This is a genomic window from Fibrobacter sp. UWB2 (genome assembly GCF_002210425.1).
GTDB classification, from domain to species: domain Bacteria; phylum Fibrobacterota; class Fibrobacteria; order Fibrobacterales; family Fibrobacteraceae; genus Fibrobacter; species Fibrobacter elongatus.
Genome location: NZ_MWQK01000008.1, coordinates 1 through 26,176, shown reverse-complemented (window position 1 = coordinate 26,176; position 26,176 = coordinate 1). Strand labels below are relative to the sequence as shown.

Here is a 26,176-nt window from a genome sequence, read left to right as displayed (position 1 = left end):
AGTGTGCCAAAAGGGGAGGCGAACCAGAAAATGGCGAAATCTGCGTGATTTCGAAAATGTAAAAGATTACACTTGATTTTTACTTAGTTGTAAAAATTACAATAAATGAAAAACTTTAATCGAAAATACATAAAGTGTAAAACTTAGTGGGCTGAAAGGTTGTGTAGAAAAATTTCCGAAGATTATGAAAATTTTCGTGCTGCCAAGTGATGTTTACATGTTGTGTAAAATTACGATATTTCTTTACAATTTTTGTAAAAAGAATACTCTTTAATGCTCCGATATAAATATGAAAAGCCCCAAAAAACGCCTGTTTTACATTTTATGAGCGGTTTTCCAAAAATTGGCACGGATTTTGCAAATAGGAAGCGCAAAAATTAGGAAAGGATATATATGAACGCTCAAGCACTTTACGATCCGGCCAACGAACACGACGCCTGCGGTGTCGGCCTGGTCGCTAATATTAATAATGTTGCCTCGCACCAGATAGTGTTGCAGGGTATCACGGTCTTGAAAAGACTTATGCATCGCGGTGCGGCTGGTGGCGACCCGGAAACGGGTGATGGCGCTGGCCTTTTACTTTCTATGCCGCACAAGTTCTTCCGCAAGCTTTATCCGACGCTTCCGGCACGCTATGGCGTTGGCATGTTCTTTGTCGAAAATACGCTTGAAGCGGAATCCTTTGACGCTAAGATTCGTGAAATTGCTGAAGCTGAAGGCGTGAAGGTTCTCCAGTTCCGCGAAGTTCCGGTAAACCCGACTAAGATTGGCCATACGGCTCGCGAAACCTTGCCGCATATTCGTCAGGTGTTCTTTGACGGTTCCGCTTTTGAAAACGACGGCGCGTTTGATATTAAGCTGTATGTGGTGCGCCGCTTGATTGAAAAGGCTTGCAAAGGTCTTTACGTCTGCAGCTGCAGCCGCCGTAGCATCGTGTACAAGGGCCTTTTGCTTGCAAGCCAGATTGAAGGCTTCTACAAGGACTTGAACGATCTTGATTTTGAATCCCCGATTGCGCTTGTCCACCAGCGTTATTCTACGAATACGTTCCCGACTTGGCCCTTGGCCCATCCGTTCCGTTACCTTGCTCATAACGGCGAAATCAATACGTTGCGTGGAAACCTCAACAGCTTGCGCGCTCGTGAACCGCATTTGAAGAGCTCTGTTATCGGTGATGACTTGAAGAAGCTTTTGCCGCTAGTTCCGGGTGGTCAGAGTGACTCGGCTAGCCTTGATAATATGTTTGAACTTCTCGTCGCTGCGGGCCGTAGCCTTCCGCATGCGATGATGATGCTCATGCCGCAGGCCTGGGGCCAGAAGCATTACCTCGGCCGCGATGTGCGTGGTTTCTTTGAATATGAATCCATGCTCATGGAACCGTGGGATGGCCCGGCCGCTGTCGCATTCTCCGATGGTATTAACGCTGGTGCAATCCTCGACCGTAACGGCCTCCGTCCGGCACGTTACACTTTATGTAAAGACGGTCTCTTCGTGATGGCTTCTGAAACGGGCGTGCTTGACTTGCGCGATGACGAAGTCGAAGAAAAGGGCCGCCTCAAACCGGGTGAAATCATTTACCTCGATTTGGAAAATCACCGCATCTTGAAGAATGCCGAAATGAAGGCTCAGGTTGCCCGTAGCAAGCCTTACCGACGCTGGGTTGCCGAAAACAAGATGAGCGTGCGTGGCCTCTTTAGCGAAATCAATCCCTCTGATGTTCCGGATGACTTGCTCGTGCAGCAGAAGCGCTTTGGCTATTCTGCCGAAGATTTGTCTGTCATCTTGAAGCCGATGGCCAAAAACGGTGCAGAACCGATCGGCTCCATGGGTAACGATGCCGCTTTGGCCGTGCTTTCGGACAAGCCGCAGCCGCTGTTCAACTACTTTAAGCAGTTGTTCGCCCAGGTGACGAACCCGCCGATTGACCCGATTCGTGAAGAGCTCGTGATGAGCCTTACGACTTACATCGGTAACCACGGCAATATTCTTGAAGAAACTCCGGAACAGGCGCACCTCATCAAGATCCCGCGCCCGATCGTGACCGAAGACGAAATCCGCCGCTTTGAAAACATCGGTGACAAGAGCTTCAAGGCTAAGGTGCTCAAGATGCAGTTCCCGCTGGGTGGAAACGGCGAAGTACTCGAAGCCGCTTTACAGAATTTGGCAGGTGATGCTGTGCGTGCTGTGAGCGACGGTTTTGATATCATCGTGCTTTCGGATAAGAACGTGGATTGGGGCTATGTGCCGATGCCTTCGCTTTTGGCAACGGCTTGCGTGAACCGCACCTTGGTCGAAGCTGGTGTTCGTCCGGAAATCGGTTTGATTGTACAGTCCGGTGAAGTCCGCGAAGTCATGCACTTTGCATTGTTGCTCGGTTACGGTGCAACGGTCATCAACCCGTACCTTGCGTTCCAGAGCCTTACCAGCATGTGCCATAGCGGCGACTTGGATGTCGATCCGGTGACGGCTGCTGCAAACTACGTCAAGGCTGTGGACAAGGGCCTCTTGAAGATTATGTCGAAGATGGGTATCTCGACGCTCCGTAGCTACCGCAGTGCTCAGATTTTTGAAGCCGTCGGCTTGAACAAGGAACTTATCGAAAAGTTCTTGCCGGGTACGGCTAGCCGCATCGAAGGTATCGGTCTTGAAGAAATCGCCCGCGAAGTGGGTGAACGCCAGAATGTTGCATTTGCCGATGCAAGCAAGGTTCTTCAGTCGGGTGGCCAGTACAGCTTCCGCAAGGAAGGCGAAAAGCACTTGTGGACTCCGCAGTCGCTCGCTACATTCCGCCAGGCTGTGCAGGGTGGCGATTACGAAAAGTTCAAGGCCTACAGCAAGCTCATCAACGACCAGTCTGAACGTCAGGCAACATTGCGTGGTCTCTTCAAGTTCAAGCAGACGACTCCGATTGATATTTCTGAAGTCGAATCCCGCGAATCCATTATCCACCACTTTGTGGCTGGCGCAATGAGCCTTGGCTCCTTGAGCCCGGAAGCCCACGAAACGATTGCTATTGCCATGAACCGCATCGGTGCCATGAGCAACTGCGGTGAAGGTGGTGAAGATCCGGACCGCAATACTCCTGCCGCAAACGGTGATATCCGTAGCTCTGCCATTCGTCAGATTGCTTCGGGCCGCTTTGGTGTGACGATTGACTACTTGCGCCATGCAAAGGATTTGCAAATCAAGATGGCTCAGGGTGCAAAGCCGGGTGAAGGCGGTCAGCTGCCGGCTCACAAGGTGAACGAATTTGTGGCACGAATACGCCACTCGATTCCGAACGTGTCCTTGATTTCTCCGCCGCCGCACCATGACATTTACTCCATCGAAGACTTGGCTCAGCTCATTTACGACTTGCGCAATGCAAACCCGAAGGCTCGTGTCTCTGTGAAGCTCGTTTCTGAAGTGGGCGTGGGTACGATTGCTGCCGGTGTCGCAAAGGCTCATGCCGACGTGGTGCTCATTTCTGGCCATGATGGCGGTACGGGTGCTTCTCCGCTTACTTCCATTAAGCATGCAGGTCTTCCGTGGGAACTCGGTATTGCCGAAGCGGAACAGACGCTTGTCCTCAATGACTTGCGTGGCCGCGTGAAACTCCAGGTCGATGGCCAGCTCAAGACGGGCCGTGACGTGGTGGTCGCTGCCCTCCTCGGTGCCGAAGAATTTGGCTTTGCAACGAACTTGCTCGTTAGCCTTGGCTGCGTGATGGATAGAAAGTGCCACACGAACCAGTGCCCGATGGGTATTGCAACGCAGGATCCGGAATTCCGTAAGCGCTTTGCCGGTAAGCCGGAATACGTTGAAAACTTCCTCTACTTCATTGCAGACGAAGTCCGTGAAATCTTGGCAAGTCTTGGCCTGCGTTCTCTCGAAGAAGCATGCGGCCGTAGCGACTTGCTCGAACGCGATGAAGCTATCGCCTTCTACAAGGCTCATAACCTTGACTTCTCGAAGATTTTTGAAACCGTCAATGGCGGCATCAAGTCTTACGACAAGAACTACGTGAAGGAAGCTCTCGAAAACTTCGACCGTCGTGAACTCTTGCCGTTCGTTAGCGATACGCTCAAGAGCGGTGCCAATGTGGAACTCTGCACGGTTGTTCACAATACCGACCGTACGGTGGGTACGGAACTTTCCGGTGAAGTCGATGAACACTTTGGCGTGAAGGGTCTCCCTGAAGATACGATTAAGGTTCACTTGCACGGTGTGGCAGGCCAGAGCTTCGGTGCATTCCTTGCTCCGGGTGTAACGCTTGACCTCGAAGGTGAAGCAAACGACTTTATGGGTAAGGGCCTCTCGGGTGGTAAGATTATCGTCCGCCCGCCTAGCAATGCAAGCTTCAAGGCTGAAGACAACGTCATTGCCGGTAACGTTATCGGTTACGGTGGAACTTCTGGTAAGATCTTCATCAACGGTCTTGCTGGTGAGCGCTTCGGTATCCGTAACTCCGGTATGCTCCTCGTCTCGGAAGGTGTTGGCGACCATGGTTGCGAATACATGACGGGTGGCCGTGTGGTTGTGCTCGGCCGCGTGGGCGTGAACTTCGCTGCCGGTATGACGGGTGGCTTTGCTTACGTGTACGACGAAACGGGTCACTTCGACTTGAGCTGTAACGTAGATTCTGTGGACCTTGAAAGCGTGCTCCCGGGTACCGATAGCGAAAAGGAATTGCTCGATATCATCGGTCAGCATGTGAAGGCTACAGGCAGTGAAAAGGGCAAGCGCATTCTTGAAAACTGGAATAGCGAACGTCCGAAATTTGTGAAAATATTCCCGGTGGATTACCGTAACGCATTACAGGGGAAGGCATAATGGAACAGGTGAAACGCATACAAGATGTCTACCGCCCTGTTGAAGAGCGCGTCAAGGACAACAAGGAAGTTGAACGTAAACTCACTTCGATTGAAATAGTAAACCAGGCGGAACGTTGCCATAGCTGTGGCATTCCGTTCTGCCATGGCGCTGGTTGCCCGCTTGGTAACCTTGTGCCGGAATTCAATGCTGCAGTCGCTTTAGGGAATGCGGAACGTGCTTATGACATTATCAGTAAGACCGCGTTCTTCCCGGAATTTACGGGTCGTGTTTGCCCCGCACTTTGCGAATCTGCTTGCACGGGCAATGTCCATAATGATCCGGTGATGGTCCGCCAGATTGAAAAGTTCATTATCGAGACCGCTTTTGAAGAAGGCCGTGTGGTGCTCCCCGAAGCGGAACCGAATGGCAAGACAGCGGCAGTGATTGGCTCTGGCCCTGCCGGGCTCTTTGCTGCCGAAGCGCTGCGTCGTAAGGGCTTTGCTGTCACGGTTTACGAAAAGCGTGAAAAGGCCGGTGGCCTGTTGCGCTATGGTATTCCGAACTGGAAACTCGACAAGTCTGTGATTGACCGCCGCGTGGCTTTGCTTGAAGCTGCTGGAATCAAGTTTGTCTATAATACCGAAATCGGTAAGGATATTGCTGCGGAGTACATACACAAGAATTTTGACGAAGTCTTCCTTGCAATTGGTACACCGAATGCCCGTGACCTTAAAATCCCGGGCCGCGATGCCGAAGGCATTTTCCTTGCTCTCGACTTCTTGCATGGTGCCGAAAAGCCGGGCGAGACGAATCCGGAAAAGTTCTCTGCCAAGGGCCGCAAGGTGCTCGTGATTGGCGGTGGCGATACGGGTAACGACTGCGTCGGTAAGGCCATTCGTGAAGGTTGCGAAAGCGTTTTGCAGGTAGAATTCATGCCGAAGCCGCCTGAGGAACGTTCTCCGTCCACTCCGTGGCCGGATTGGCCATATATGTTGCGTACAAGCTATGCACAGCATGAAGGTGGTGAACGTCGCTGGAATGTGTCGTCTAAGCAGTTTATTGTGAAAGACGGTCGCGTTGCCGGTGTCGAAGCGGTTCGCGTGGAATGGGAAATGTCCCCACAGGGTCGTCCGCTCAAGCCGAACGAAGTTCCGAATTCGACCGAAGTCATCGATACAGATTTGGTGGTGCTCGCCATGGGCTTTACCGGTGTGCCTGCCGAAGGTATCGTGAACGATCTCGGACTTTCGCTCACTCCGCGTACGGCGATTATCCAGGATCCGGCCCGACATATCTATGCAGTTGGCGACTGTGCCAATGGAGCCTCCCTTGTGGTGCGCGCCATGGCCGATGCCAAGGCAAAAGTTGCTACAATTAAGTAGCGGAGTTTTATAACCAAAAAAGATATGTTTGGATTCTATCGATTTGCGAGCGTTTCCCCGGTCTTGAAGGTGGCTGATACGGCCTACAATACCGAGGAAATCATCAAAAGTGCGAAGGAAGCTGCCTCTAACGGGGCGGCTTTTGTCGTATTCCCGGAACTGTGCATTACGGGTTACACGTGTAGCGACCTGTTCCATCAGGAACTGCTGTTGCAAAATAGCTTTAACGCTTTGTTGAAAATCGCGGGTGCTTTTGCCGATAGCGATGTTGTTCTTGCCGTGGGGCTTCCGTTGCGGATGTTCGGGCGCTTGTACAACTGTGCTGCGTTCTTGCAGCATGGCAAGCTCGTTGCTGTGACGCCCAAGATTCATTTGCCGAACCAGCGTGAATTCTATGAGAAACGCCATTTCTCGAGCGGTCGCGACTTGTTGCGTGGTGCCGTTGGCGGCTCTGTTGGAGCAATCCGTTGCTATTTCGATGGCGTTGGCGAAGTGCCGGTGACAAATTACTTTACCGTAAAGTGTGGTGCGCTTGGTCAAAACGGCAGCGAATGCGCGGGTTCCGAAGTTCGCGTTGGCGTTGAACTTTGCGAGGACTTGTGGACGCCTGTACCGCCGAGTGGTGAACTTGCACTTGCCGGTGCAAATGTAATTGTGAATTTGTCGGCAAGCGATGCTCTCGTGGGTAAACGCGATTACCGCAGGAATCTTGTATTGAATCAGTCGGCAAGATGCATGGCTGCCTATGTGTATGCATCGGCAGGCGTTCACGAATCGACAACGGATATGGTCTTTAGCGGTCACTTGATGATTGCCGAAAACGGTTCGTTGATTGCCGAAAGTAAGCCGTTCTCGCGCGAAACGGAAATCGTCTATGCAGATGTCGATGTCGAACGCTTGAATATGCAACGCCTGAGCGAAGGCTCGTTCCAGGATTTCGATAGCCGAGAAATTGTAGCGCGTGCCGCAAGTTTTGATGGCCTGCGTGCTGTCGAAAAACTGCAATATCGATTTGTTTCTCCGACGCCATTTGTGCCGGGCTCTCTAGAATCTCGCGATCAGTCTTGCACTGAGATTTTCAATATCCAGTGTGCAGGTCTTGCGAAACGTCTGGAAGCTTCGCGCTCCAAGCGTGCTGTGATTGGACTTTCGGGCGGTCTTGATTCGACGCTTGCATTGCTTGTTGTTGCAGAAACATTCAAGTTGCTGAAACGCCCTGCGTTGGAAATCTTGTCGCTCACGATGCCTGGATTTGGAACGACGAAGCGCACGAAGAACAATGCTGTTTTGCTTGCGGAACTTTTGGGCGTTGAACTGCGGACTGTAAGCATCAAGGATGCGTGCCTCCAGCATTTCAAGGATATCGGCCATGACCCGCAAAAGCTTGATGTGACTTATGAGAATGTCCAGGCGCGTGAGCGCACGCAGATTCTGATGGATGTTGCGAATAGCGAAGGCGGAATTGTGATTGGAACGGGCGACCTTTCCGAGATTGCGCTTGGCTGGAGTACGTACAATGCCGATCACATGTCGATGTATGCAGTCAACTGCGATATTCCCAAGACGCTTGTGCGCCATATCGTACACTGGTATGCGGACAATTCGCTGAAGTTTAGCGCCGATGCAAAAACGGCTATGGAATTGAAGAAGGTCTTGTACGACATTCTCGATACGCCTGTGTCGCCGGAACTTTTGCCTGCCGATAATAACGGACAAATTGCGCAGAAGACCGAAAGCATTTTGGGCGCGTACGAAATCCACGATTTCTTCCTCTATCATTTTGCCAAGTACGGTGCGGCTCCGCAAAAACTTTTGTTCCTTGCGAAGTACGCATTTGCGGGCAAGTTTACGGATGAAGAAATTGAAAAGGCGCTTACGGTCTTTGTGCGTCGATTCTTTACGCAACAGTTCAAGCGAAGCTGCATTCCGGATGGTCCGAAGGTCGGAACGATTTCACTTTCGCCCCGTGCGGACTGGCGCATGCCAAGTGACGCAAGTTTTGCGGACTGGCTTTAAGAAAGAGAATCCTTAAATTTTTGCCGTAATACATGAAACCCCGGAACTTTCGTTCCGGGGTTGTTTAGTCAACAGAGAATTCTTTTTGCGTTTGCGCTTTAGCCGCAACGGGTCTTGTTCGTATCAATCCCGATGTAGTCTGGATAGTTGTTGTCAAAACAGGCGGCGCAGTAATTTTCGCCCTCGCCCGTGCATTCCTTCATGCCTTCGACGCTTAAGTAGCCGAGGCTCTCGACGCCGAGCATTTTGGCAATTTCGTCTGGAGTCATGGAACTTGCGGCAAGTTCGCCCTGGCTCGGGAAATCCATGCCGAAGAAACAGGGGTGCGCTACAGGAGGCGATGCAATGCGGATGTGGACTTCGAGTGCGCCTGCATCGCGGAGCATTTTGGACAAAATCTTAAGCGTGGTGCCGCGAACGATCGAGTCTTCGACGACGCATACGCGCTTGTTCTTGAGAACGCCTACGATGGGGTTGAACTTGAGCTTGACTTTTTGTTCGCGGACGTTTTGCGTGGGATCGATAAATGTGCGGCCAACATAGTGATTGCGCAAAAGGCCGATTTCAAATCGGATGCCGCTAGCCTGTGCGTAGCCGAGCGCTGCTGTTGTGGCGCTGTCGGGCACGGAAATCACGATGTCTGCATCGACGGGGCATTCCTTGGCGAGCTGCTTACCCATCTTGCGGCGGATTTTGTCGCAACTTTGTTCGAAAATCTTGGAATCAGGGCGGCTGAAATAGATGTATTCGAAAATGCAGTGTGCGAGTCTGTCTTTTTGCGTGAATCGTTCCGAGTGGAGCCCGTTCTGTGAAATTGTCAGGAATTCGCCTGGCTGGATGTCGCGAACGTAATGGGCGCCGAGCAAGTCGAATGCGCAGGTCTCACTAGCGACGCACCAGGATTTTCCCATGCGGGCGATGGAGAGCGGGCGGAAACCGAAGCCATCGCGGGCAACGTACATGGTGTCCTTGCTGATAAAGACTAGGCAAAAACTTCCTGTGAATTTTGTAATCGCTTTTTTGATTGCTTCGCCCAAAGTATCTGCGTGGGTACGTGCAATTTCGTGGAGGAGGATTTCGGAGTCAGACGTTGTCTGGAAAATATGTCCGTCAGCTTCCATTTCGGCGCGAAGCTCGTTGGCATTGGTGATGTTTCCGTTGTGTGCAACGGCAATTTGTCCCCATTTGCAGCTCACGAGAATCGGTTGTGCGTTTGCGAGTGTGGATGCGCCTGTGGTACTGTAACGTACGTGGCCTATGCCAGAAAAACCTTGTAATTCGTCGATATTGTGTTCCCGCAAGAGCGTGGAAACAAGCCCCATGGATTTTCGGATTCTTATTTTATCGCCGTCTGTAACAGCAATGCCTGCGCTTTCTTGGCCGCGGTGCTGTAATGCGTAGAGACCCATAGCGACGTTGCGTGCCACGTTATCGCCGTTATAGATGCCGATAACGCCGCATTCTTCATGTAATTCTTCGAGCATAATGCCTCTTATGAATGGATGTTTCCCTTACCTTTTGGTCATAGCCCACCCGGACGGGTGCAAGCGAGGAAACGGACGAATTTTAATAGCAAAAAATGTGCCAAATAGAGATGGATGGCGTTTTTGGACTAGAAAAGGCGTTTCCTGAAAAAGTGCGTTTTATGGTTTACAGAAAACGTAAAACCCCGGAATTTTCATTCCGGGGTACTTTAGTCAACAGAGATACCTTTTTAAGCGGGAGCGCAACTACATGTTGCTGAAGATTTGGAATCCGCTGTAAGCTTCTTGACCGTGTTCAGCTTGGTCAAGGCCACGCATTTCTTGCTTTTCAGTCACGCGGAGACCCATGGTCTTCTTGATGACGAAGAAGATGAGGCTTGCGGCGGCGAAGCACGGGACAGCGTAGGCGAGGACGCCAACAGCCTGAGTACCGAGCGTGTAGTCACCAGTGATATCGAAGATACCGACAGCGAGCGTACCCCAGACACCGTTGACGAGGTGGACAGAGAGAGCACCGACCGGGTCATCCAAGTGCAAGCGATCGAACATGAAGACTGCACCGACAACGAGCACACCAGCGATAGCACCGATAATCCAGGAAGAAAGCGGGGACACGACGTCTGCACCAGCGGTGATAGCGACGAGACCAGCAAGGCATCCGTTGAGGGCCATGGTGGCGTCCGGCTTCTTGGAAACGATCCAGCTTGTAAGCGTTGCGGTGATGATGCCTGCGACAGCAGCGAGGTTCGTGGTCACGAGAATCCAGCTAGTAGCCTTCGGGTCGCCGTTAAGAGCAGAACCGGCGTTGAATCCCCACCAACCGAACCAGAGCATGAACACACCGATTGTTGCAAGCGGAATGTTGTGAGCCGGGATAGCGTGAACCTTGCCACCGACATACTTACCGATACGCGGTCCAAGAATCATCACACCAGCGAGAGCTGCCCAACCACCTACAGAGTGGACGAGGGTAGAACCGGCGAGGTCGTGGAAACCGTGAGCACCGAAGGTGGAGAGCCAGCCGCCGCCCCATGTCCAGCTACCGACAACCGGGTAGACGAGAGCCACGTAGGCGATGGTGAAGACGAGGAAGGAGTTGAGCTTCACACGTTCAGCAACGGCACCAGACACAATCGTTGCGGCGGTTGCAGCAAACATTGCCTGGAAGAGCCAGTCCGTGAACAGGGTGAAGTGTCCGTTGTAAGCGGCGGTAAAGTTTGCCGGATTTGCCCAGTCGCCAATGCCGAAGCCTGCGAAACCGAGAATTCCGTTGAATGTGCCCGGGTACATAAGGCCAAAGCCGAGCAGAGCGTACATCGTGATACCGATTGCCGGCACGGCGATGTTTTTGAAGGCGACGTTTGCAGAGCACTTAGCACGCACGAGGCCTGCTTCGACACATGCAAATCCGAGACCCATGATGAACACCAACATGGCGCTGATCATGATCCAAATGTTTTCCGTCATAAAGATGGCGTCGTTGACGGTTGCGACTGTTGCTACTTCGTTCATTTGTTAAATCCTTTTTGAAAATTTTAGTTTCTAATTCTGAATTCCTGATTCCGAATTAACCAATCGCCTCCGGGCCAGTTTCGCCCGTGCGGATGCGAACGCACTGTTCAAGCGACGTGACGAAAATCTTTCCATCGCCGATTTCTCCCGTGCGTGCGCCCTTGATGATGGCGTCGATGCATGGCTTTACGAATTCGTCGTTCACTGCAATCTTGAGGCAAATTTTCTTCAGCAAATTAACTTCGGTAACAACGCCGCGGAAACGTTGGTTGTAACCCTTCTGCTGGCCGCAGCCAAGTACGTTAGTGACGGACATCTTGTAAATCTTATTTTCGTAAAGGGCTTGCTTTACGAAGTTAAGCCGTTCTGGTTGAATGTAAGCTGTGACGAGCTTCATGTTTGTATCCTTTTTTGAGGTTTTTAATTTTTGTTCGCTACCCCTAATGCAAAGCCCGTGCCAAAAAATCAAAATGGCGAAATTCGTTCAAAATCGCCAAAAGTAAAAGAAAAATCGCAACCGAGCTGGCCGCGATTACAAATTTTAGATTTACAATTTTTGCGTTAAATTCACAAAATGTAAAAAGAAACGAGACGCTTTTGGGCGTCTCGTGAGCATGTTTGTATTACTTTGTTTTAGCCTTTTTCGCTTTTTCGGATGGCGCTGCAGGCTTTTTCCCGTTCGCTTTTTTCTGCTCGAGGGCAGCCTTTACAAGACCTGTAAACAGCGGGTGCGGATCTGTCGGGCGGCTCTTGAATTCCGGATGGAACTGGCAAGCTTCAAAGTATGGGTGATTCTTGAGTTCGACCATTTCGACGAGCTTTCCGTCGGGCGATGTACCTGCAATCTTGAGTCCCGCCTTTTCGAGTTCCTTGCGGAATTCGCTATTGTAGTTGAACTCGTAACGGTGGCGATGGCGTTCGCTGATCTTTTCGCTCTTGTAAAGCTTGGCCGCGTTGGAATCCTTGGCGAGCTTGCAGGGGTAAGCGCCCAGGCGCATGGTGCCGCCTTTTTCCGTGACGTTCTTCTGTTCGTCCATCAAGTCGATGACCGGGTGCGTTGTATTTTCGTCGAATTCGGTGGAGTTGGCGTCCTTCCAGCCGAGAACGTCGCGCGCAAATTCAATCACGCAGCATTGCATGCCGAGGCAGATGCCGAGCAGCGGAACCTTGTTTTCGCGAGCGTAGCGGATGGCAGTGCACTTGCCGTTGACACCGCGGCTTCCGAAACCGCCCGGAATCAAAATGCCGTCAGCCTTCTTGATGAGCTTCGGATTCTTTTCGAGTTCTTCGGCTTCGATACATTCCACATTCACCTTGGCGTTGTTGGCCATGCCGGCGTGCTGCAAAGCTTCGTGCACGGACTTGTAGGCATCGCGAATGGCGATGTACTTGCCGACGAGTGCGATGGTGCATTCGTACTTGGGCTGCGTGGCTTTCTTGACGAGGCTATCCCATTCAGAATGTACAATCGGGTGAACGCTCAAATGAAGCTGTTCCAAAACGCGCAAGTCGAGTTCCTGCTTGGAAAGTTCGCGCGGCACGGCGTAAACGGAATCCTTCACGTCCTTCTCTTCGATGACGCATTCGGGCTTCACGTTGCAGAAAAGTGCGAGCTTGTCGAGATGTTCCTGCGGAATATGCATTTCGGTACGGCACACGAGAATGTCCGGGAAAATACCGATGTTGCGGAGTTCGGCGACGGAGTGCTGCGAAGGCTTGGTCTTGAGTTCACCTGCAGCCTTGAGGTACGGCACCAAAGTCAAGTGGATAAAGCAGGTGTTTTCGACACCGACTTCGAAACGGAACTGTCTTGCTGCTTCGAGGAACGGGAGCGATTCGATATCGCCTGCCACACCGCCGATTTCGCACAAGATAATATCTGCACCGCTTTCGGCTGCCGAGCGGAATGCATCCTTGATTTCGTTCGTGATGTGCGGAATGACCTGTACCGTACCGCCCAGGTAATGGCCTGCACGTTCCTTAGAAAGTACGGAAGAATAAATACGGCCCGATGTGTAGCTCGATGCCTTGGAACACTGCACACCTGCAAAACGTTCATAGTGGCCAAGGTCCAAGTCGGTTTCGTAGCCATCGTCAGTCACAAAAACTTCGCCATGCTGGTAAGGGCTCATCGTACCCGGATCCACGTTCAGGTACGGGTCGAGCTTTTGCATGAACACCTTGTAGCCGCGGCTCTTCAAGAGGAGCGCGAGCGATGCCGAGGTGATTCCCTTGCCGAGCGAGCTTACGACGCCGCCCGTGATAAAAATGTACTTAGGCTGCTTTGCCGAATTCTTTGCGGTTGCCTTAGCCATGTAGCGTCTCCTTGCCGGCCACTGTGCCGGGGGTTGTTATAAAGTTTGTATAAAAATAAAGGCAAAAGCCAGTAGCTTTTGCCAAACGATAAAGACAGTTAAAGAGGGGAAAAATCGGGTGCTTAATAGCTTGTTCGGAGGGGGTCGCCTGATGACGTTGCGAAATCGTTGCAACGGCTGAATACAGGTGAGCTTCGATGGTGTCCGATATTTTCATCGGACTTATAATGTAGTAAAAAAGTGTCGGTGGGCAAGAATAACCTTGAAATTTTTTGTAACAATTTTTGTACTGTTACATTTTGTGTAAAGCAATTTTCTCTAAAACAAGAAAATGTAAAAGATTGGCGCGACGCGAGGTGTTCTGCGATTCCTTTATCAATGTTTGTGACTATTTTTTAATCAGGTATTTTTATGTCTATCATCAACGAAATTCAAAAAGCGCTTTTCGCAAAACAGGATTTGAAGTTCAAGGCTTTCCATAGCAAGCTAATCCCGACGACGGATGCAAAGTCGATTATCGGCGTGCGCACTCCCGATTTGCGAGCCATCGCAAAGGAATTTGCAAACCATCCTGACGTGGAAAAATTTTTGACCACGCTCCCGCACAAGTATTACGACGAAAATCAAATCCATGCGTTTATTTTGTCTTTAATTAAGGACTATGATGATTGCGTGTCGCACATCGATGCGTTCTTGCCGTATGTGGATAACTGGGCAACTTGCGACCAGATGCGCCCGAAAGTTTTTGCAAAGGCCGCGAACCGCAAGCGACTTTTGAAAGATGTCGAACGCTGGATGAAAGCTCCCGTGACGGACGTTTACACTGTCCGCTTTGGTATCGAAACTTTGATGTCGTTCTTTTTGGATGATGACTTTGATCCGAAATTTTTGAAATGGGTTTCGAAAATCCGCAGTGAGGAATATTACCTCAATATGATGGTGGCGTGGTTCTTTGCGACGGCACTTGCAAAGCAGTACGAGGCGACGCTCCCGTTCATTGAAAAACGCGTGCTCAATGCATGGACGCACAACAAGACTATCCAGAAGGCGATTGAAAGCTATCGCATCACGGATGAGCAAAAAGCATATCTGAAGACCTTAAAATTATAGTATCTTTAAAATATGATTGATTATACCGTACAGACCGTAAAAACCGACAATTTTGAAATGGACTACCTCAAGTTTGGCACGGGCGCGCGTACGCTCGTGTTACTGCCGGGGATGAGTCTCAAGAGTACGATGGGCCTTGCCTCGATGGTGGTGGATTCGTACAAGATATTTGCAGACGATTTTACGGTCTACATGTTCGACCGCAAAAAGAATTTCGGTGAATCGTATCCGATGGAACAGATGGCGGCTGATACTGCCGAAGCGATGGATGCGTTGGGCATTGAACGCGCCTGCTTCATTGGAATTTCGCAGGGTGGCATGATTTCGCAAATCATTGCTGAACAATACCCGCAGAAGGTCGAACGCTTGGCGCTTGGTTGCAGTGCTGCTCGCTTGAACGATATGTCTCGCGCGGTGATGACGGAATGGAAACGCCTCGCCGAAGCTCGCGATATCGAAGCCCTCTGCTCGAATTTTATAGATAAAGTTTTTTCTGCCGAAACAATCCGCAAGTACAAAAAGAGCCTGATGCGCATGAATACGAATGCGACTGAACAGGATATGGCTCGATTCTGCGTGCTTGCCCGCGCTTGCCTCGAATACGATGCTTTTGCAGGACTTGAAAAACTCAAGTGCCCGACGCTCGTTTTGGGCGCCGAACTTGACCAGGTCTTGGGCGTAATCGCCTCTCGCGAAATTGCAGAAGTGCTAAAGCAAAACGGTGTGCCGGTAGAACTCTACGTTTACGAGAACTACGGCCATGCCGCCTATGACGAAGCCCCGGATTACCGTGCAAGGATTCTGGCGTTCTTGAAGGGGTAGGGAAAATTTTTTTTGCTGAAGACAAAACCCGATGACGCAAAGGTCACCGGGCTTTTTCAACTAGGAGGTTACTATGGAATTTTACGATATCGACTAGGCACTACGCCGCCATGAGGAGGCGGCATTCGTCTTCGAGCCCGCAGTCGATCAAAAACTTGCAGATGTTCTTCTTGATCTTGCCTGTGTTGGCGCGGGTGCAGTGCAGCGCCTGGGCGACTTCGACGTCGGTGTACTTGTCGCAATTGCGGCTCACCTCGTACATGGTGTCGAATGCCTTGAGCATCTTGGGGCTGTTGGCGAGGCGGAGCCTGATGATGTCGATGATTTCGCACTGTTCGTAGTCGCTTTCGAGCACGTTGCGTTCCCCGGTGAACGGGTTCATATCGCCGTTGTCAATGATGGAGTCGGCTTCGTCATCGTTTTTTTTCAGCCTGCTTTCGGCTTTTTCTTGTTTGTCGCACTTGGTGTTTTTGCGCTTTTCGTCAGCCATGTGCCAGCTGATTTTTTGGGCGAAGAACGCTTCGAAGGGAACTTTCAAGGTCGGGTCGAAATCCTGCACTGCCTTGCAGAAGACCATATAGGCGTCGCCGGCCAGGTTGGCCTTGCGTTCCTTGGGGCTGCAGCCGTTGAGGCTAAAGTCGGAGCTGATTAGGAACGAGTTCTTGGCGACGAGTGCCATGAAGTAGTCCCCGAAAATGTCCCAAAGGGCGTAAATCGCCTTGTCGTGGGCATATTCGCTCGGGGCGGCCTGGGCAATGGCGATGAGGTTGTTGATCTGGGCTGCGGTGGCCTTGGTGTTGTTGTGCTGCATGAGCAATCTCCTTTGGGAAGGTGAAATTCTTGTGGAAAGACGGCAAAACGCCCTTTGATAACTTTTTATCAAAAGACTATGGCGTGAATTGCGAAAATGTTGATTATTTGGTCAAGCCGTTTGCTGGACCTATAGAAGCAAAAACCGATGTTGCGCTGTTGGAGGCGCAGGAAAAACAAACAGAGAAAATCTTATTCAATCTCATATTCCTAAATATAGCAAACCGGTATGTCATAATATGACAGCCGAAAACTTTCTTTGTAAAGTTTTTTAAACTTTTGAGATTGAAGAATGTAGACGTCCAAATCATAGCCGTGTTATATATCGACTGTTAAAGTAAAAAAGTAAACTGAAAAAGTTGAGCTTTTTTCAAAAAATTTTTTGTTTGACGTGTTTACATGTGATTGTGATGAATCGATATCATGGTGTATGCATCTTTGGAGGTTCGCGTGAAACTCTTTAAACCCCTTTCATTTAAAATCTTTGGCTCATCTTTAGGCGAGTGGTTGTTGTGGTTTACTATCGGCTTAATCATTGGTGGGGTAATCTCCATATTTATTAGTAGGGTGGAAATTTCGTGGAAGCCTCCCCGTAATTATGCGCATTGCCCTGAAAAGGATATTGATAGCTACTATTTTCAGAAGCTCGAGACCTTTGTGGACCCGCGCGACAGCAATGAATATATAGTGCTGAAGTATGCTGGGTATACTGGCTGCGACATGTCGGAACACGATTCGGGCTTTGTGGCGGGTGGTGATACCGTGACTTTCCACTTGATGCTGGAAAATTTGCGATACAAGACGCATTGCAGTTTCTGCCTGGATTCCACATGCGAACGAGGGCGCTATTATTCTTCTATAGGGCGACTCAATGCGTGTCCTGCGGGCTGGAAAATCGCCTCGGCGGAGCAGAATGCGGGGCTGTTTTTCTCCCCAAAGGGGCATTTGATGTATTGGCCGACATTTAGCCCTACTAAGGTTGTGGATTCTTTGGACCCAAGCGGCTTGAAACGTTTGCGAGCTCGCCTGCACGAAGAGACTTATGGGTGGGTCGATACGGTTGAACTGAACCTGTCCGGGTTTTACAATAACGAGAAGGATTCTATGGAATTTGTGGACTCCCTGAGCGTCGTCTGGACGAGTGATGGATTCCCGACTGTGATTGTACCGAACCATTACACGAAAGAGCAACAGGAAGGGGTTAAGGAAACCATGAGAGGGGTCCTCTTGAAACAGGATTATTATTACCCAATCCGCTGCATCCGTATTGACGATCCGAACCACAAGATGGATAGCCAGGAATCAAATATGACGACGTTCTATAATAATATGAGGCAACTGCCGTACCTGTATCGGTAAAAAGGAGAGTCTATGTTTTTTGGGAAAAAACGCTGGATATGCGACGAGGTGGAACAAATGCTGCTGGCGCTCCACCCGGCGTACGACATCCGTGTCAAAATCAAGACTAACGGGAAAACTGTGGATTTCCCGTTCCGCGATAACGAGGGCAAGATGTTCGTGGACCCTTATCGGCGCGATGTCGTCAGTGTGGATGTTGATTACATGCGGGAGGGCTATCCCGTAGAAACATTTTATGTCGGGAAAGACGGACTCGCTGATTGGAGCGTGCCTTACATCAGGGAACGTCTGGATCGGTATGTCTCGCAGTTCCCCAAGATGAGCTGGACAACAAGTTTGAAGCGTTTGGCAAATATGCGCGAAGAACTCCGCACGGCAATCTGCAATAGCATGGGGGTGAATTTCACCCGTTTGGAAGGCGATACTTCGTCGTCTATTGGGGTCGTCTTTAATTGTCTTTCTCTTGAGCAGAGGCGGCGAGTCTGCGATGTCATTTGTAACTTGGATAGCGATGCCATCTCGATTCAGGCTGACTTTTTGCTTGATAACGTGGATGAAAATCGCATTTACGCCACGCTCGATGAACTCGCTCTGTACGATGCCGCGAAAGAAGCGGAACAGTACGGATGTGGAGAGGAGGGACTAGGATTCTAGTGGAAAACATTGAAGAACGCAAAAAGGGAACGCGGTGCGTTCCTTTTTTGTGTACAAAAAAAAGAGGATTTTAAAAATCCTCTTCTCCGTTTTCCCAGTCCTCTTCGACGTCAGATTTTGGAATCTCAATTTCGCTGAGGAGCTTACCCTTGGTCTTCTTGATGAATGACTTGAGATTCTTCCATTCAGCGCGCGTCACGTAAATCAGGTAGCGGAGCCCGTCGTAGCATTCGATCCCCTCGTGATTCTCGAAGAGCTCGGCATAGCTTTCGCCTTCGTACAGCGAGGCTTTGTTTTGTAGTTCAATCAGGTCGCTTTCATGTTCGGCCTCGTTTATGAACCAGTCGAATACGGAAGTTTCTGTCTTGAATATTGCTGGCATGCCGTCGACTTCATCGATGGTAAGGAAAAGCGGCTTGCCTTTTGCGGTTTGGGGTAGAAGTTCCAACTCAGCAACGAGGATTCCTGGCCCTGGACCTCCGCTTAACACTTCTACGCGAGCGTTTACGATTTGGTATTGCTTTTTCTTCGGCATAGTTAACTCCTTGATGAATTGTTCTATACTCATATCGTTATGTCAGTTGCAGGTGTAAACGAAAAAATTGACTAGACATGAAATTTTGTTTTTTCTAAATTTACCCCCGTCCAAGCAATATCGCCTGGGCATAAACAATCACCGGCTTGCAAGAGTCGCTTCGGTGGCGCGGTACAATTAATATTGACTTCGCTTTGTGGCTTAATTGCAGTCCGGGTAGTAACAACCGAAAAGGAAAATATACTATGGCTAATTTGCCTTCCGTCGAAGATCTGCTTGCTGCAGGCTCCCACTTTGGTCACCAGACTCAGCGCTGGAATCCGAAAATGAAACCGTACATCTTGGCAGAAAAGAACGGCATCTACGTTCTCAACCTCTCCAAGACTCGTGACCTCCTCGAAGAAGCTGCTAAGGCTGCTGCCAAGATTTCTGAATCTGGCAAGACCGTGCTCTTCGTTGGCACGAAGCCGACTGCACGTCAGTGCGTGCTCGACGCTGCTGCTACCTGCAACCAGTTCTCCGTCACCAACCGTTGGTTGGGCGGTATGCTCACGAACTTCCAGACTGTCCGCAAGTCCATCAAGAAGATTGACAAGATCGACACCATGGAACAGGACGGCACCTTCCAGGCTTTCTCCAAGAAGGAAGTCCTCGACAAGACTCGTGAACGCGCCAAGCTCCTCGACGTGTTCGGTGGTATCCGCGAAATGGTGAACCTCCCGGGCCTTCTCGTCGTGACCGACCTCGCTCACGAAAAGATCGCTGTTGCAGAAGCTCGCCGTCTCCACATTCCTATCATCGGCATCTGCGACACGAACGTCGATCCGACCCTCGTGGACTACCCGATTCCGGCAAACGACGACGCTGTGAAGTCCCTCAAGCTCATTGTGGACTACATCGCTGCTAACGTCAAGCCGCGCGTCGCTGCTGACAAGAAGGAATCCAAGGAAGAAGTGAAGAAGTTCGACAACGGCGAGGACAAGTAATATGCAGATTACCGCTTCCCTCGTTAACGAACTCCGCCAGAAGACTGGCGTCGGCATGATGCAGTGCAAGAAGGCACTCGTCGAAACTGACGGTGACATGGACAAGGCCGTTGAACTCCTCCGCAAGCACGGTGCTGCTGTCGCTGCAAAGCGCGCAGACAAGGCTGCTAAGGAAGGCCGCGTTTACCTTATCGAAACTGCTGACAAGGCTGCCGCTTTCGAACTCACCTGCGAAACTGAACCGGTTTCCAACAACGACGACTTCGTTGCCCTCGCTGCTATGGCCACCAAGGCTGTTGAAACGCAGGATATCGCTTCCGTCGAAGATCTCAAGAACGCTGTCGTCGATGGCGTCAAGATCAATGACCGCCTCCAGGACGTCCTCGTGAAGATTCAGGAAAACATTGACTTCCGCAAGTTTGCAGAAATCAAGAAGGTTCCGAACTCCGTGTTTGGCGTTTACAGCCACATGAAGGGCAAGATCGGTGTTATCACTGAACTCGCTTTCGAAGGCTCTGCTGACGAAGCTGCTCTCAAGCAGGCTGCTAAGGACATCGCTATGCAGGCCGCTGCTTTCGCTCCGGTTGCATTGAACGATGCTGCAGTTCCGGCTGAAACGATCGAAAAGGAAAAGGAAATTGCCAAGGCTCAGATCGAAGCTTCTGGCAAGCAGACCAAGCCTGAATTCATGCAGCGCCAGATTGATGGCCGCGTGGCTAAGGTCCTTAAGGAAATCGTTCTCGAAGACCAGGAATTCTTCATGTCTGAAAAGAACCCGAAGAAGCTCTCTGTCAAGGACTACCTCCAGGAAGTCGTTGCAAAGCAGCTCGGCCTTACCAGCTTGAAGGTCGTGAACTTCATCCGCTTCGAACGCGGTAACTAAGTTCGCCTGCTGTCATCCTGGAGCCTCGATAGAGGCGATAGGATCCAGACCGAAAATTAAATTGGTCGTCCCTCGCGGGGCGGCCAGTTTTTATTCGCGCTGCTCCAGATTGACCTTGTAGCCGTGTTCTATGGTTGTCCCGAGCCGCAACTGGATTAACTTCATCGCATGCTCGCGTGCTCTGCGCTTGAGCTCCTCGCTGTTCTCCTGTTCGTATTTCTTTTGTTCAGAAATAAAGAACTGCTTGAAGTCTTCGAAGCGGATGTTGTTGAACCAGCCTTGCTTTTCCCAAAGAATTTGTATGCTCTCGAAATCGATGCTGTGGCTTAGAATCCTGGGCTCCGGCAGATAAATAAAAATGCTTTGCGTGTTCGGCTCGACAAGAATCTTGATGTCCTTCAAATTGTAACCCAGCTTGACATCGCCCTCATAAACAAGCGAAAATTCCTTGATGGATTTGTTGATTCTCCAGTTGGGCATGTATTCGAGGAGTTTTTTCGCGTCCTGGTAGTTTGCATTTTTGCGGTAGTGGTGGTGGAGGGTCGCAAGCTCCGAAATCTCGCTAATTTGCTGCTCCACAAACTCGCTTGTGATGCTCGTCCGTTTTGTGTCGGAGTACAGCTTTTTCATGACAAGCGCAGTCGTTACACTTGTAACGCAAATGATGAGCAAAATTGCAATTATTTTTAGAGCGGGTTTCATGCTATAAATTTATGCAAAAAAGATGCGAAAGGTAAAGCTCATCGGATTTTTCTTGTCGTCATTTCTTTCGTCTATAGCGTCTTCTTCATGCTCCAGCTGCCGATTTTTCGGCCGTTGTGCTCGATTTCACATTCGTGGAAGACCTCGTATCCTCGCTTGCTGTAAAAAGCGAGATTTTCTTTTGAATTTGTGAATAGCGCCAACTGCTTGCCGCCGCGTTCTCGTACATAATCTTCTATATAAGTTAAAAATTGCGAACCGACGCCCTGCCCCTGTGCAGACGGGTCTACTTCGAGCATGCTGAGATACCAGATGTCCGGCCCTGATTTCTGAAAATCGTGGCAGGGCTTGCTGGCGCCTTCGTCCATGGCCACGAATCCATTGATTTCGCTCCATTTCGTGTTAAGGTATACTCGCCAAAAACCGTGTATGATGTATTGGAATGCGGAAGGTTTCTTGAAGCCGGGTGCCTCCAGTGTTGCGCGGGCAACCAGCTTACCGTCCCGATGCGCTGCCAGTAAATCTGCTTTTCCATAATTTGCTTTTAGGACGCAGTTCATAAAAATCTGCACCCCCTTTCGGCTTTTTTCTGCATCACGGAAATAGAGTGTGACATAGTCGTAATCCTCGTATGCCCTGGCCATAATTGCGCTCGCCTCGTCGAGTTCTTCGCGAGTCTGTAAACCGAATTCGAGTTTCATGGTTACTCCTTACCTGTGTCTGACTGGTCCAACATCTGAGTGAGAAGAGCGAAAAATTCCTCGGGCACATTTTTATGGAACGCTATTCCGAACATGTACGGAATTTTCGCTGCGGCAAATAGCGGAAGTCGGCGTGTCGCCTCTTCGATGCACTGCGGATCATTTGTGCCGAGATAGGCCGTGAAGAAAATGTTCCAGTGGGCTTTCATCGTTTCAGACGGCAGATGGAAAAGAAAGTCTAGTTTGTCTGCATCTGGCATGTGCGCCAAGTTCCACATAAGTGCAAGGTCCCATTCCGGAGCACCGTATCCGAACCCACCCAAGTCAATCCAGAAAGTCCTCTTTCCGTCGGTGATGGCATTGCCAATCTGCAAATCGCCATGGAGGCAAGTCTCAGTATCTGGAACTTTATCCAAAAATTTCAAGATGCGATTTCTGTAGTCTTCCGGTACGAAATCCTTTTCGGAATAGAACTGCGTAATCATCTGCTTGTAAGACTTGAGCCGCGAAGTATCTGCTTTTGTTGCGTGGAGCTCTCGTGCCATGCGGGCAAATTCCAAGGAAATCTCTTCTAGCCGTTCGGGCTCCTGCGAAATGATTCGCGAAAAAGAACGCTTGCCTTGAATGAGCTCGTATTCCCCGCCAAAACGCTTGCCTTCCGTAATCAAACGAAACGGTTCCGGTGTAGAAATGCCCAACTCGAAAGCCGTCCGCGATGCCCAAAATTCATTTTTTATTGTATTTGCGTCAAAATCCGGATTGTACAACTTTGCAAGCGATTTGCCGTTCCTATGCGTATACGCGAGCGCAGTCCCGCCTTCGCCCGTCTGGATGTAATCATTCAGATCAATCTTCTGAAAATCGTTGTTCGCTCCCATAAAATTTCTCCATCTATTTATAAAGCTATACAATTTTTCGGGTGATAGCGCATGAGAAAGAAAATAATTGGGATATAAACAAAACCCCGACTCGTCAGAGTCGGGGCCTTCAATTTCGCGTTAGCGAGGCTTATGCCTGCTTGTAGCTTTCCAGCGATTCCACGCGGAGGCTCTTCACAAAGTTGTAGTGCTTTGCGACTTCGGCTTCGGCGAGGTTCAAGTACACCTTCATGCTCTTGTCGAACAGTTCCGGTGCCTTGGTGGCATCGCGGAGGAGCAACTGGGTCATCACGCAGTTGGCGGCGAGTTCGTACAAGTGACGGCTGCAGAGGTCGGTGAATTCGTTGTTTTCAACGGACTTCACGTATTCAATAGCTTCGTTGTACTTTTCGTCCATAGCCTTGGCGCGAGCCTTGAGGCTTTCGTATTCCGGGCGAACGTCCATGGCTTCGAGTTCTTCGAGCATGAGGCCGTAGCTGCCGGTGGTGATGTGCGGAAGTGCTGCAACCGTCTGGAGCTGCGTCGTACCTTCGTAAATGGAGGTGATACGAGCGTCGCGGTAGAGGCGCTGGCAAGCGTATTCAAGCATGTAGCCCGAACCGCCGTGAACCTGGATACAGTCGTAGCTGTTCTGGTTTGCGTATTCGGAGTTCATGCGGTCACACGACCGTTCGGCTTACGCCAAATAAAGTAGCTTTTTTTTGAACAAGCGTTTTGGGCTTATGGATAATCGATATGATACTTGCCACCTTTGCACCTTTTTAACCGGTCAATTGTTTTTATTGTTCCTCGAATAGAACCATATTTATTCAACGCTAATAAGGCGTATTCCGAACAAGTTGGCTTGAAAAGGCACATTCTGCGACGAGATTCAGGGGCGTATCGTTGATAAACATGGATAAGTCCAATCAAAATACGTTTAGAGAATATTGAGAGCGCAATGAAAAAGGAAATTATGGTAACGGCAATGTAAAATACAATTGAATTTTCGCTCGTCCAAAACGAACGGCAATTAGATGAAAAAAATGCCCAAAAGTGGCATAAGCAAAATATCAAAAAAAATGAGGCTATAACGATATACAGAAATATAAATGCGTGAATGCCGATGGAAAAATAAGAAATAGGCGGACGCGTCATTTTTTTGTTCAAGACATAGCGTTCCGCTTCTGAGGCCTCATCCGATAAGTAATTCGTTGCTAAAAACTTGTCCATCCGCACACAGCTTTATGTTTTCTAAGAAGTCGGTCGCGACAGTGCTTGCAAAAATAGTCGCTAGGGCTAAAGCCTTCGTCTCTAAGAAAGTCCCATGTGCTATAATTTGATGGAACTTTGGCTTGAGGCGTTACGCCTACGCTAGCTCCGTAAGTTCCAAAAGCATCTGTATCGAGGCATCCGTTTGATATGTGTTCCTTCCCGCACATTGCACAAACTTGTTTCATATCATTTCCTTTTTGTCCTAAAAAAGTGAACTTTACAATTGCATAGGACATCTACAGTGTAAAGAGATGAACTTGTTTATATTAAAGCTAAAACCTGTTGCAAGACGCTGCTGTTGTCCGAATTGGTTGCGGAACTTTTACGCACGATCGTTATCTTTTGGGCATTTTTTAACCACTCACGGCTTAATGTGGCGTGTTTGGTGTTGTATGCTGTTATCAGTATATCGGATTGCTTGTATTTACGAATGACTGTGGTTACACTGCCGACAGAATCGCCCATGGACATCAGGGCTATGTTTTTCCCATTATAGTTCAATTCAGCGTCGAAATCCATTCGACTTCCACCTTGCTGTGTTTTGGCGTTCTTTATGGATGCTCCCTTTTTAACGAGGTCGTCGTAAATTTCATTAATTACGGTTGTTTTTCCGACATTATTGTCGCCGTATATTACAATGATTTCTTTCATAAATACAGCCTTTTGGGCTACGGTTGTGTTTTATCATAAATATAAAAAAAAGGAAACATTGTCAAGTAAATTTTTGAAAATGTAAAAGACGATGTTCGCGGTGATGTCGCCAGCGACTTCGAGAACGCGGTTGTAGTTGTCCATAGCGTCGGCAAAATCTTCCGGCGCATAGTCGAAGTTGTCCTTGTCTGCGTAGCCGCGCTCCTTGTGCTCGATTTATATAAAGGGGGGGGGGAGAGTCCCCCTCGCTCCAGCCCTGGCCCCGCCCTTATAGTCATTCCCTTCGGGAATATTGTTCCGAACCCGCCCCGACCAGGTCTTACGCTACCCCCACTGCGGGTGCTCAAACGCCGCACCCGCAACGCCCGGCTTGCCCGGCCTACCCGCCCCTAGAAAAGAAACAACGCTGCCCCAATTGAGTCTGCGCCTTTTCGTAATGCAAGCCCTCTTGCGTGTAATGATAAATGGGGGTATATTTGTAGCGACAGGACTCCCCGCACCTCTCGTTGATGTGTCCCAGTGGGAGACATTTTTATTTTAGGGATTTTCCCAAGTAGTTGTTGTATGAGTGATGCTGAAAATAATACAAGCGATGAACTGCGTTGCGATGCTCTATTAGAAACAGACGAAGAGTTCGAACGCAAAATGGAACGCGGTTATGCCGATGCTATAGAAAGCCGTGGAAAACCGATGGAAGATGTTTTCTCCGATTTGTGAATTAAAGAAAAAACCTCGGTTTATCACCGAGGTTCTTTTGTAAAGGGAGATCCCCGCCTTCGCGGGGATGACATCCTGCAGGGCTTATGCCTGCTTGTAGCTTTCGAGCGATTCCACGCGGAGGCTCTTCACAAAGTTGTAGTGCTTTGCGACTTCAGCTTCGGCGAGGTTCAAGTACACCTTCACGCTCTTGTCGAACAGTTCCGGTGCCTTGGTTGCATCGCGGAGGAGCAACTGGGTCATCACGCAGTTTGCGGCGAGTTCGTACAAGTGACGGCTGCAGAGGTCGGTGAATTCGTTGTTTTCAACGGACTTCACGTATTCAATAGCTTCGTTGTACTTTTCGTCCATAGCCTTGGCGCGAGCCTTGAGGCTTTCGTATTCCGGGCGAACGTCCATGGCTTCGAGTTCTTCGAGCATGAGGCCGTAGCTGCCGGTGGTGATGTGCGGAAGTGCTGCAACCGTCTGGAGCTGCGTCGTACCTTCGTAAATGGAGGTGATACGAGCGTCGCGGTAGAGGCGCTGGCAAGCGTATTCAAGCATGTAGCCCGAACCGCCGTGAACCTGGATACAGTCGTAGCTGTTCTGGTTTGCGTATTCGGAGTTCATGC

At 49.9% G+C, this 26,176-nt stretch carries 24 protein-coding genes; 11 read left to right on the top strand and 13 right to left on the bottom strand.

What is annotated here, in order from left to right:
• Positions 1 to 393: 393 nt before the first annotated feature.
• The 3 genes from gltB to B7982_RS14210 are packed head-to-tail and all read left to right on the top strand — an operon-like array spanning position 394 to position 8,192.
• Positions 394 to 4,812: a glutamate synthase large subunit gene (gltB, locus tag B7982_RS14220; RefSeq protein ID WP_088661326.1), complete on the top strand. Its 4,419-nt coding sequence runs from the start codon at positions 394 to 396 to the stop codon at positions 4,810 to 4,812.
• Complete coding sequence (locus B7982_RS14215) at positions 4,812 to 6,176, top strand: glutamate synthase subunit beta (RefSeq protein ID WP_088661325.1); 1,365 nt, start codon at positions 4,812 to 4,814, stop codon at positions 6,174 to 6,176. Before gltB ends, B7982_RS14215 begins: the two co-directional genes overlap by 1 nt.
• A gap of 24 nt (positions 6,177 to 6,200) precedes the next feature.
• Entirely contained in the window at positions 6,201 to 8,192 is a 1,992-nt protein-coding gene (locus B7982_RS14210) for an NAD(+) synthase (protein WP_088661324.1), read from the top strand.
• 98 nt (positions 8,193 to 8,290) lie between these two features.
• On the opposite strand, the gene purF is transcribed toward B7982_RS14210, so the two are convergent.
• From purF to B7982_RS14190, 4 genes are all read right to left on the bottom strand, one after another.
• Positions 8,291 to 9,676, bottom strand: coding sequence for an amidophosphoribosyltransferase (gene purF, locus B7982_RS14205; RefSeq protein ID WP_088661323.1), 1,386 nt, complete (start codon positions 9,674 to 9,676; stop codon positions 8,291 to 8,293).
• A gap of 246 nt (positions 9,677 to 9,922) precedes the next feature.
• Positions 9,923 to 11,188: an ammonium transporter gene (locus B7982_RS14200; protein WP_088661322.1), complete on the bottom strand. Its 1,266-nt coding sequence runs from the start codon at positions 11,186 to 11,188 to the stop codon at positions 9,923 to 9,925.
• Between the two features lie 55 nt (positions 11,189 to 11,243).
• On the bottom strand, positions 11,244 to 11,585 hold the full coding sequence (locus B7982_RS14195) for a P-II family nitrogen regulator (protein ID WP_088639941.1): 342 nt from the start codon (positions 11,583 to 11,585) through the stop codon (positions 11,244 to 11,246).
• 226 nt (positions 11,586 to 11,811) lie between these two features.
• On the bottom strand, positions 11,812 to 13,503 hold the full coding sequence (locus B7982_RS14190) for a CTP synthase (RefSeq protein ID WP_088661321.1): 1,692 nt from the start codon (positions 13,501 to 13,503) through the stop codon (positions 11,812 to 11,814).
• Positions 13,504 to 13,914: 411 nt separating this feature from the next.
• On the opposite strand from B7982_RS14190, the gene B7982_RS14185 reads away from it, so the two are divergent.
• Both B7982_RS14185 and B7982_RS14180 read left to right on the top strand, forming a co-directional pair.
• A complete protein-coding gene (locus B7982_RS14185) occupies positions 13,915 to 14,613 on the top strand; it encodes a DNA alkylation repair protein (protein ID WP_088661320.1) in 699 nt (232 codons plus the stop codon).
• Positions 14,614 to 14,625: 12 nt separating this feature from the next.
• Positions 14,626 to 15,435 (top strand): alpha/beta fold hydrolase, encoded by an 810-nt coding sequence (locus B7982_RS14180; protein WP_088661319.1) that lies wholly within the window; start codon positions 14,626 to 14,628, stop codon positions 15,433 to 15,435.
• A gap of 100 nt (positions 15,436 to 15,535) precedes the next feature.
• On the opposite strand, the gene B7982_RS14175 is transcribed toward B7982_RS14180, so the two are convergent.
• Positions 15,536 to 16,246: a hypothetical protein gene (locus B7982_RS14175; protein WP_088661318.1), complete on the bottom strand. Its 711-nt coding sequence runs from the start codon at positions 16,244 to 16,246 to the stop codon at positions 15,536 to 15,538.
• Positions 16,247 to 16,266: 20 nt separating this feature from the next.
• On the opposite strand from B7982_RS14175, the gene B7982_RS14170 reads away from it, so the two are divergent.
• From B7982_RS14170 to B7982_RS14160, 3 genes are all read left to right on the top strand, one after another.
• Positions 16,267 to 16,488, top strand: coding sequence for a hypothetical protein (locus B7982_RS14170; RefSeq protein WP_088661317.1), 222 nt, complete (start codon positions 16,267 to 16,269; stop codon positions 16,486 to 16,488).
• A 324-nt stretch (positions 16,489 to 16,812) separates the two neighbouring features.
• Positions 16,813 to 17,604 (top strand): hypothetical protein, encoded by a 792-nt coding sequence (locus tag B7982_RS14165; RefSeq protein ID WP_233138589.1) that lies wholly within the window; start codon positions 16,813 to 16,815, stop codon positions 17,602 to 17,604.
• A 12-nt stretch (positions 17,605 to 17,616) separates the two neighbouring features.
• Positions 17,617 to 18,258 carry a hypothetical protein gene (locus B7982_RS14160; RefSeq protein ID WP_088661315.1) on the top strand — a complete coding sequence of 214 codons (642 nt, stop codon included), beginning with the start codon at positions 17,617 to 17,619 and terminating at the stop codon, positions 18,256 to 18,258.
• Positions 18,259 to 18,328: 70 nt separating this feature from the next.
• Here the strand turns inward: B7982_RS14160 and B7982_RS14155 are convergent, their stop codons facing one another.
• Positions 18,329 to 18,793 carry a hypothetical protein gene (locus B7982_RS14155; protein ID WP_088661314.1) on the bottom strand — a complete coding sequence of 155 codons (465 nt, stop codon included), beginning with the start codon at positions 18,791 to 18,793 and terminating at the stop codon, positions 18,329 to 18,331.
• Between the two features lie 245 nt (positions 18,794 to 19,038).
• On the opposite strand from B7982_RS14155, the gene rpsB reads away from it, so the two are divergent.
• Entirely contained in the window at positions 19,039 to 19,779 is a 741-nt protein-coding gene (rpsB, locus tag B7982_RS14150) for a 30S ribosomal protein S2 (protein ID WP_088661313.1), read from the top strand.
• Position 19,780: 1 nt separating this feature from the next.
• On the top strand, positions 19,781 to 20,662 hold the full coding sequence (gene tsf, locus B7982_RS14145; protein ID WP_014545687.1) for a translation elongation factor Ts: 882 nt from the start codon (positions 19,781 to 19,783) through the stop codon (positions 20,660 to 20,662).
• A gap of 90 nt (positions 20,663 to 20,752) precedes the next feature.
• Here the strand turns inward: tsf and B7982_RS14140 are convergent, their stop codons facing one another.
• The 6 genes from B7982_RS14140 to B7982_RS14115 all read right to left on the bottom strand — a co-directional run bounded on the left by B7982_RS14140 (position 20,753) and on the right by B7982_RS14115 (position 24,848).
• A complete protein-coding gene (locus tag B7982_RS14140; protein WP_088661312.1) occupies positions 20,753 to 21,364 on the bottom strand; it encodes a DUF4230 domain-containing protein in 612 nt (203 codons plus the stop codon).
• Positions 21,365 to 21,435: 71 nt separating this feature from the next.
• On the bottom strand, positions 21,436 to 22,065 hold the full coding sequence (locus B7982_RS14135) for a GNAT family N-acetyltransferase (protein WP_088661311.1): 630 nt from the start codon (positions 22,063 to 22,065) through the stop codon (positions 21,436 to 21,438).
• Positions 22,066 to 22,067: 2 nt separating this feature from the next.
• Entirely contained in the window at positions 22,068 to 22,943 is an 876-nt protein-coding gene (locus tag B7982_RS14130) for a TIGR02172 family protein (RefSeq protein WP_088661310.1), read from the bottom strand.
• 130 nt (positions 22,944 to 23,073) lie between these two features.
• Positions 23,074 to 23,598 (bottom strand): acyl-CoA dehydrogenase family protein, encoded by a 525-nt coding sequence (locus tag B7982_RS14125; RefSeq protein WP_233138588.1) that lies wholly within the window; start codon positions 23,596 to 23,598, stop codon positions 23,074 to 23,076.
• Between the two features lie 65 nt (positions 23,599 to 23,663).
• Positions 23,664 to 24,080 (bottom strand): membrane protein insertion efficiency factor YidD, encoded by a 417-nt coding sequence (gene yidD / locus B7982_RS15255; RefSeq protein ID WP_088661348.1) that lies wholly within the window; start codon positions 24,078 to 24,080, stop codon positions 23,664 to 23,666.
• A gap of 378 nt (positions 24,081 to 24,458) precedes the next feature.
• On the bottom strand, positions 24,459 to 24,848 hold the full coding sequence (locus tag B7982_RS14115; RefSeq protein WP_088661309.1) for a hypothetical protein: 390 nt from the start codon (positions 24,846 to 24,848) through the stop codon (positions 24,459 to 24,461).
• A gap of 564 nt (positions 24,849 to 25,412) precedes the next feature.
• On the opposite strand from B7982_RS14115, the gene B7982_RS14960 reads away from it, so the two are divergent.
• A complete protein-coding gene (locus B7982_RS14960) occupies positions 25,413 to 25,565 on the top strand; it encodes a hypothetical protein (RefSeq protein ID WP_158213020.1) in 153 nt (50 codons plus the stop codon).
• A gap of 84 nt (positions 25,566 to 25,649) precedes the next feature.
• On the opposite strand, the gene B7982_RS14105 is transcribed toward B7982_RS14960, so the two are convergent.
• Positions 25,650 to 26,176, bottom strand: a 527-nt coding sequence (locus tag B7982_RS14105) for an acyl-CoA dehydrogenase family protein (RefSeq protein WP_255396758.1), incomplete at its 5' end; no start/stop codon positions are given.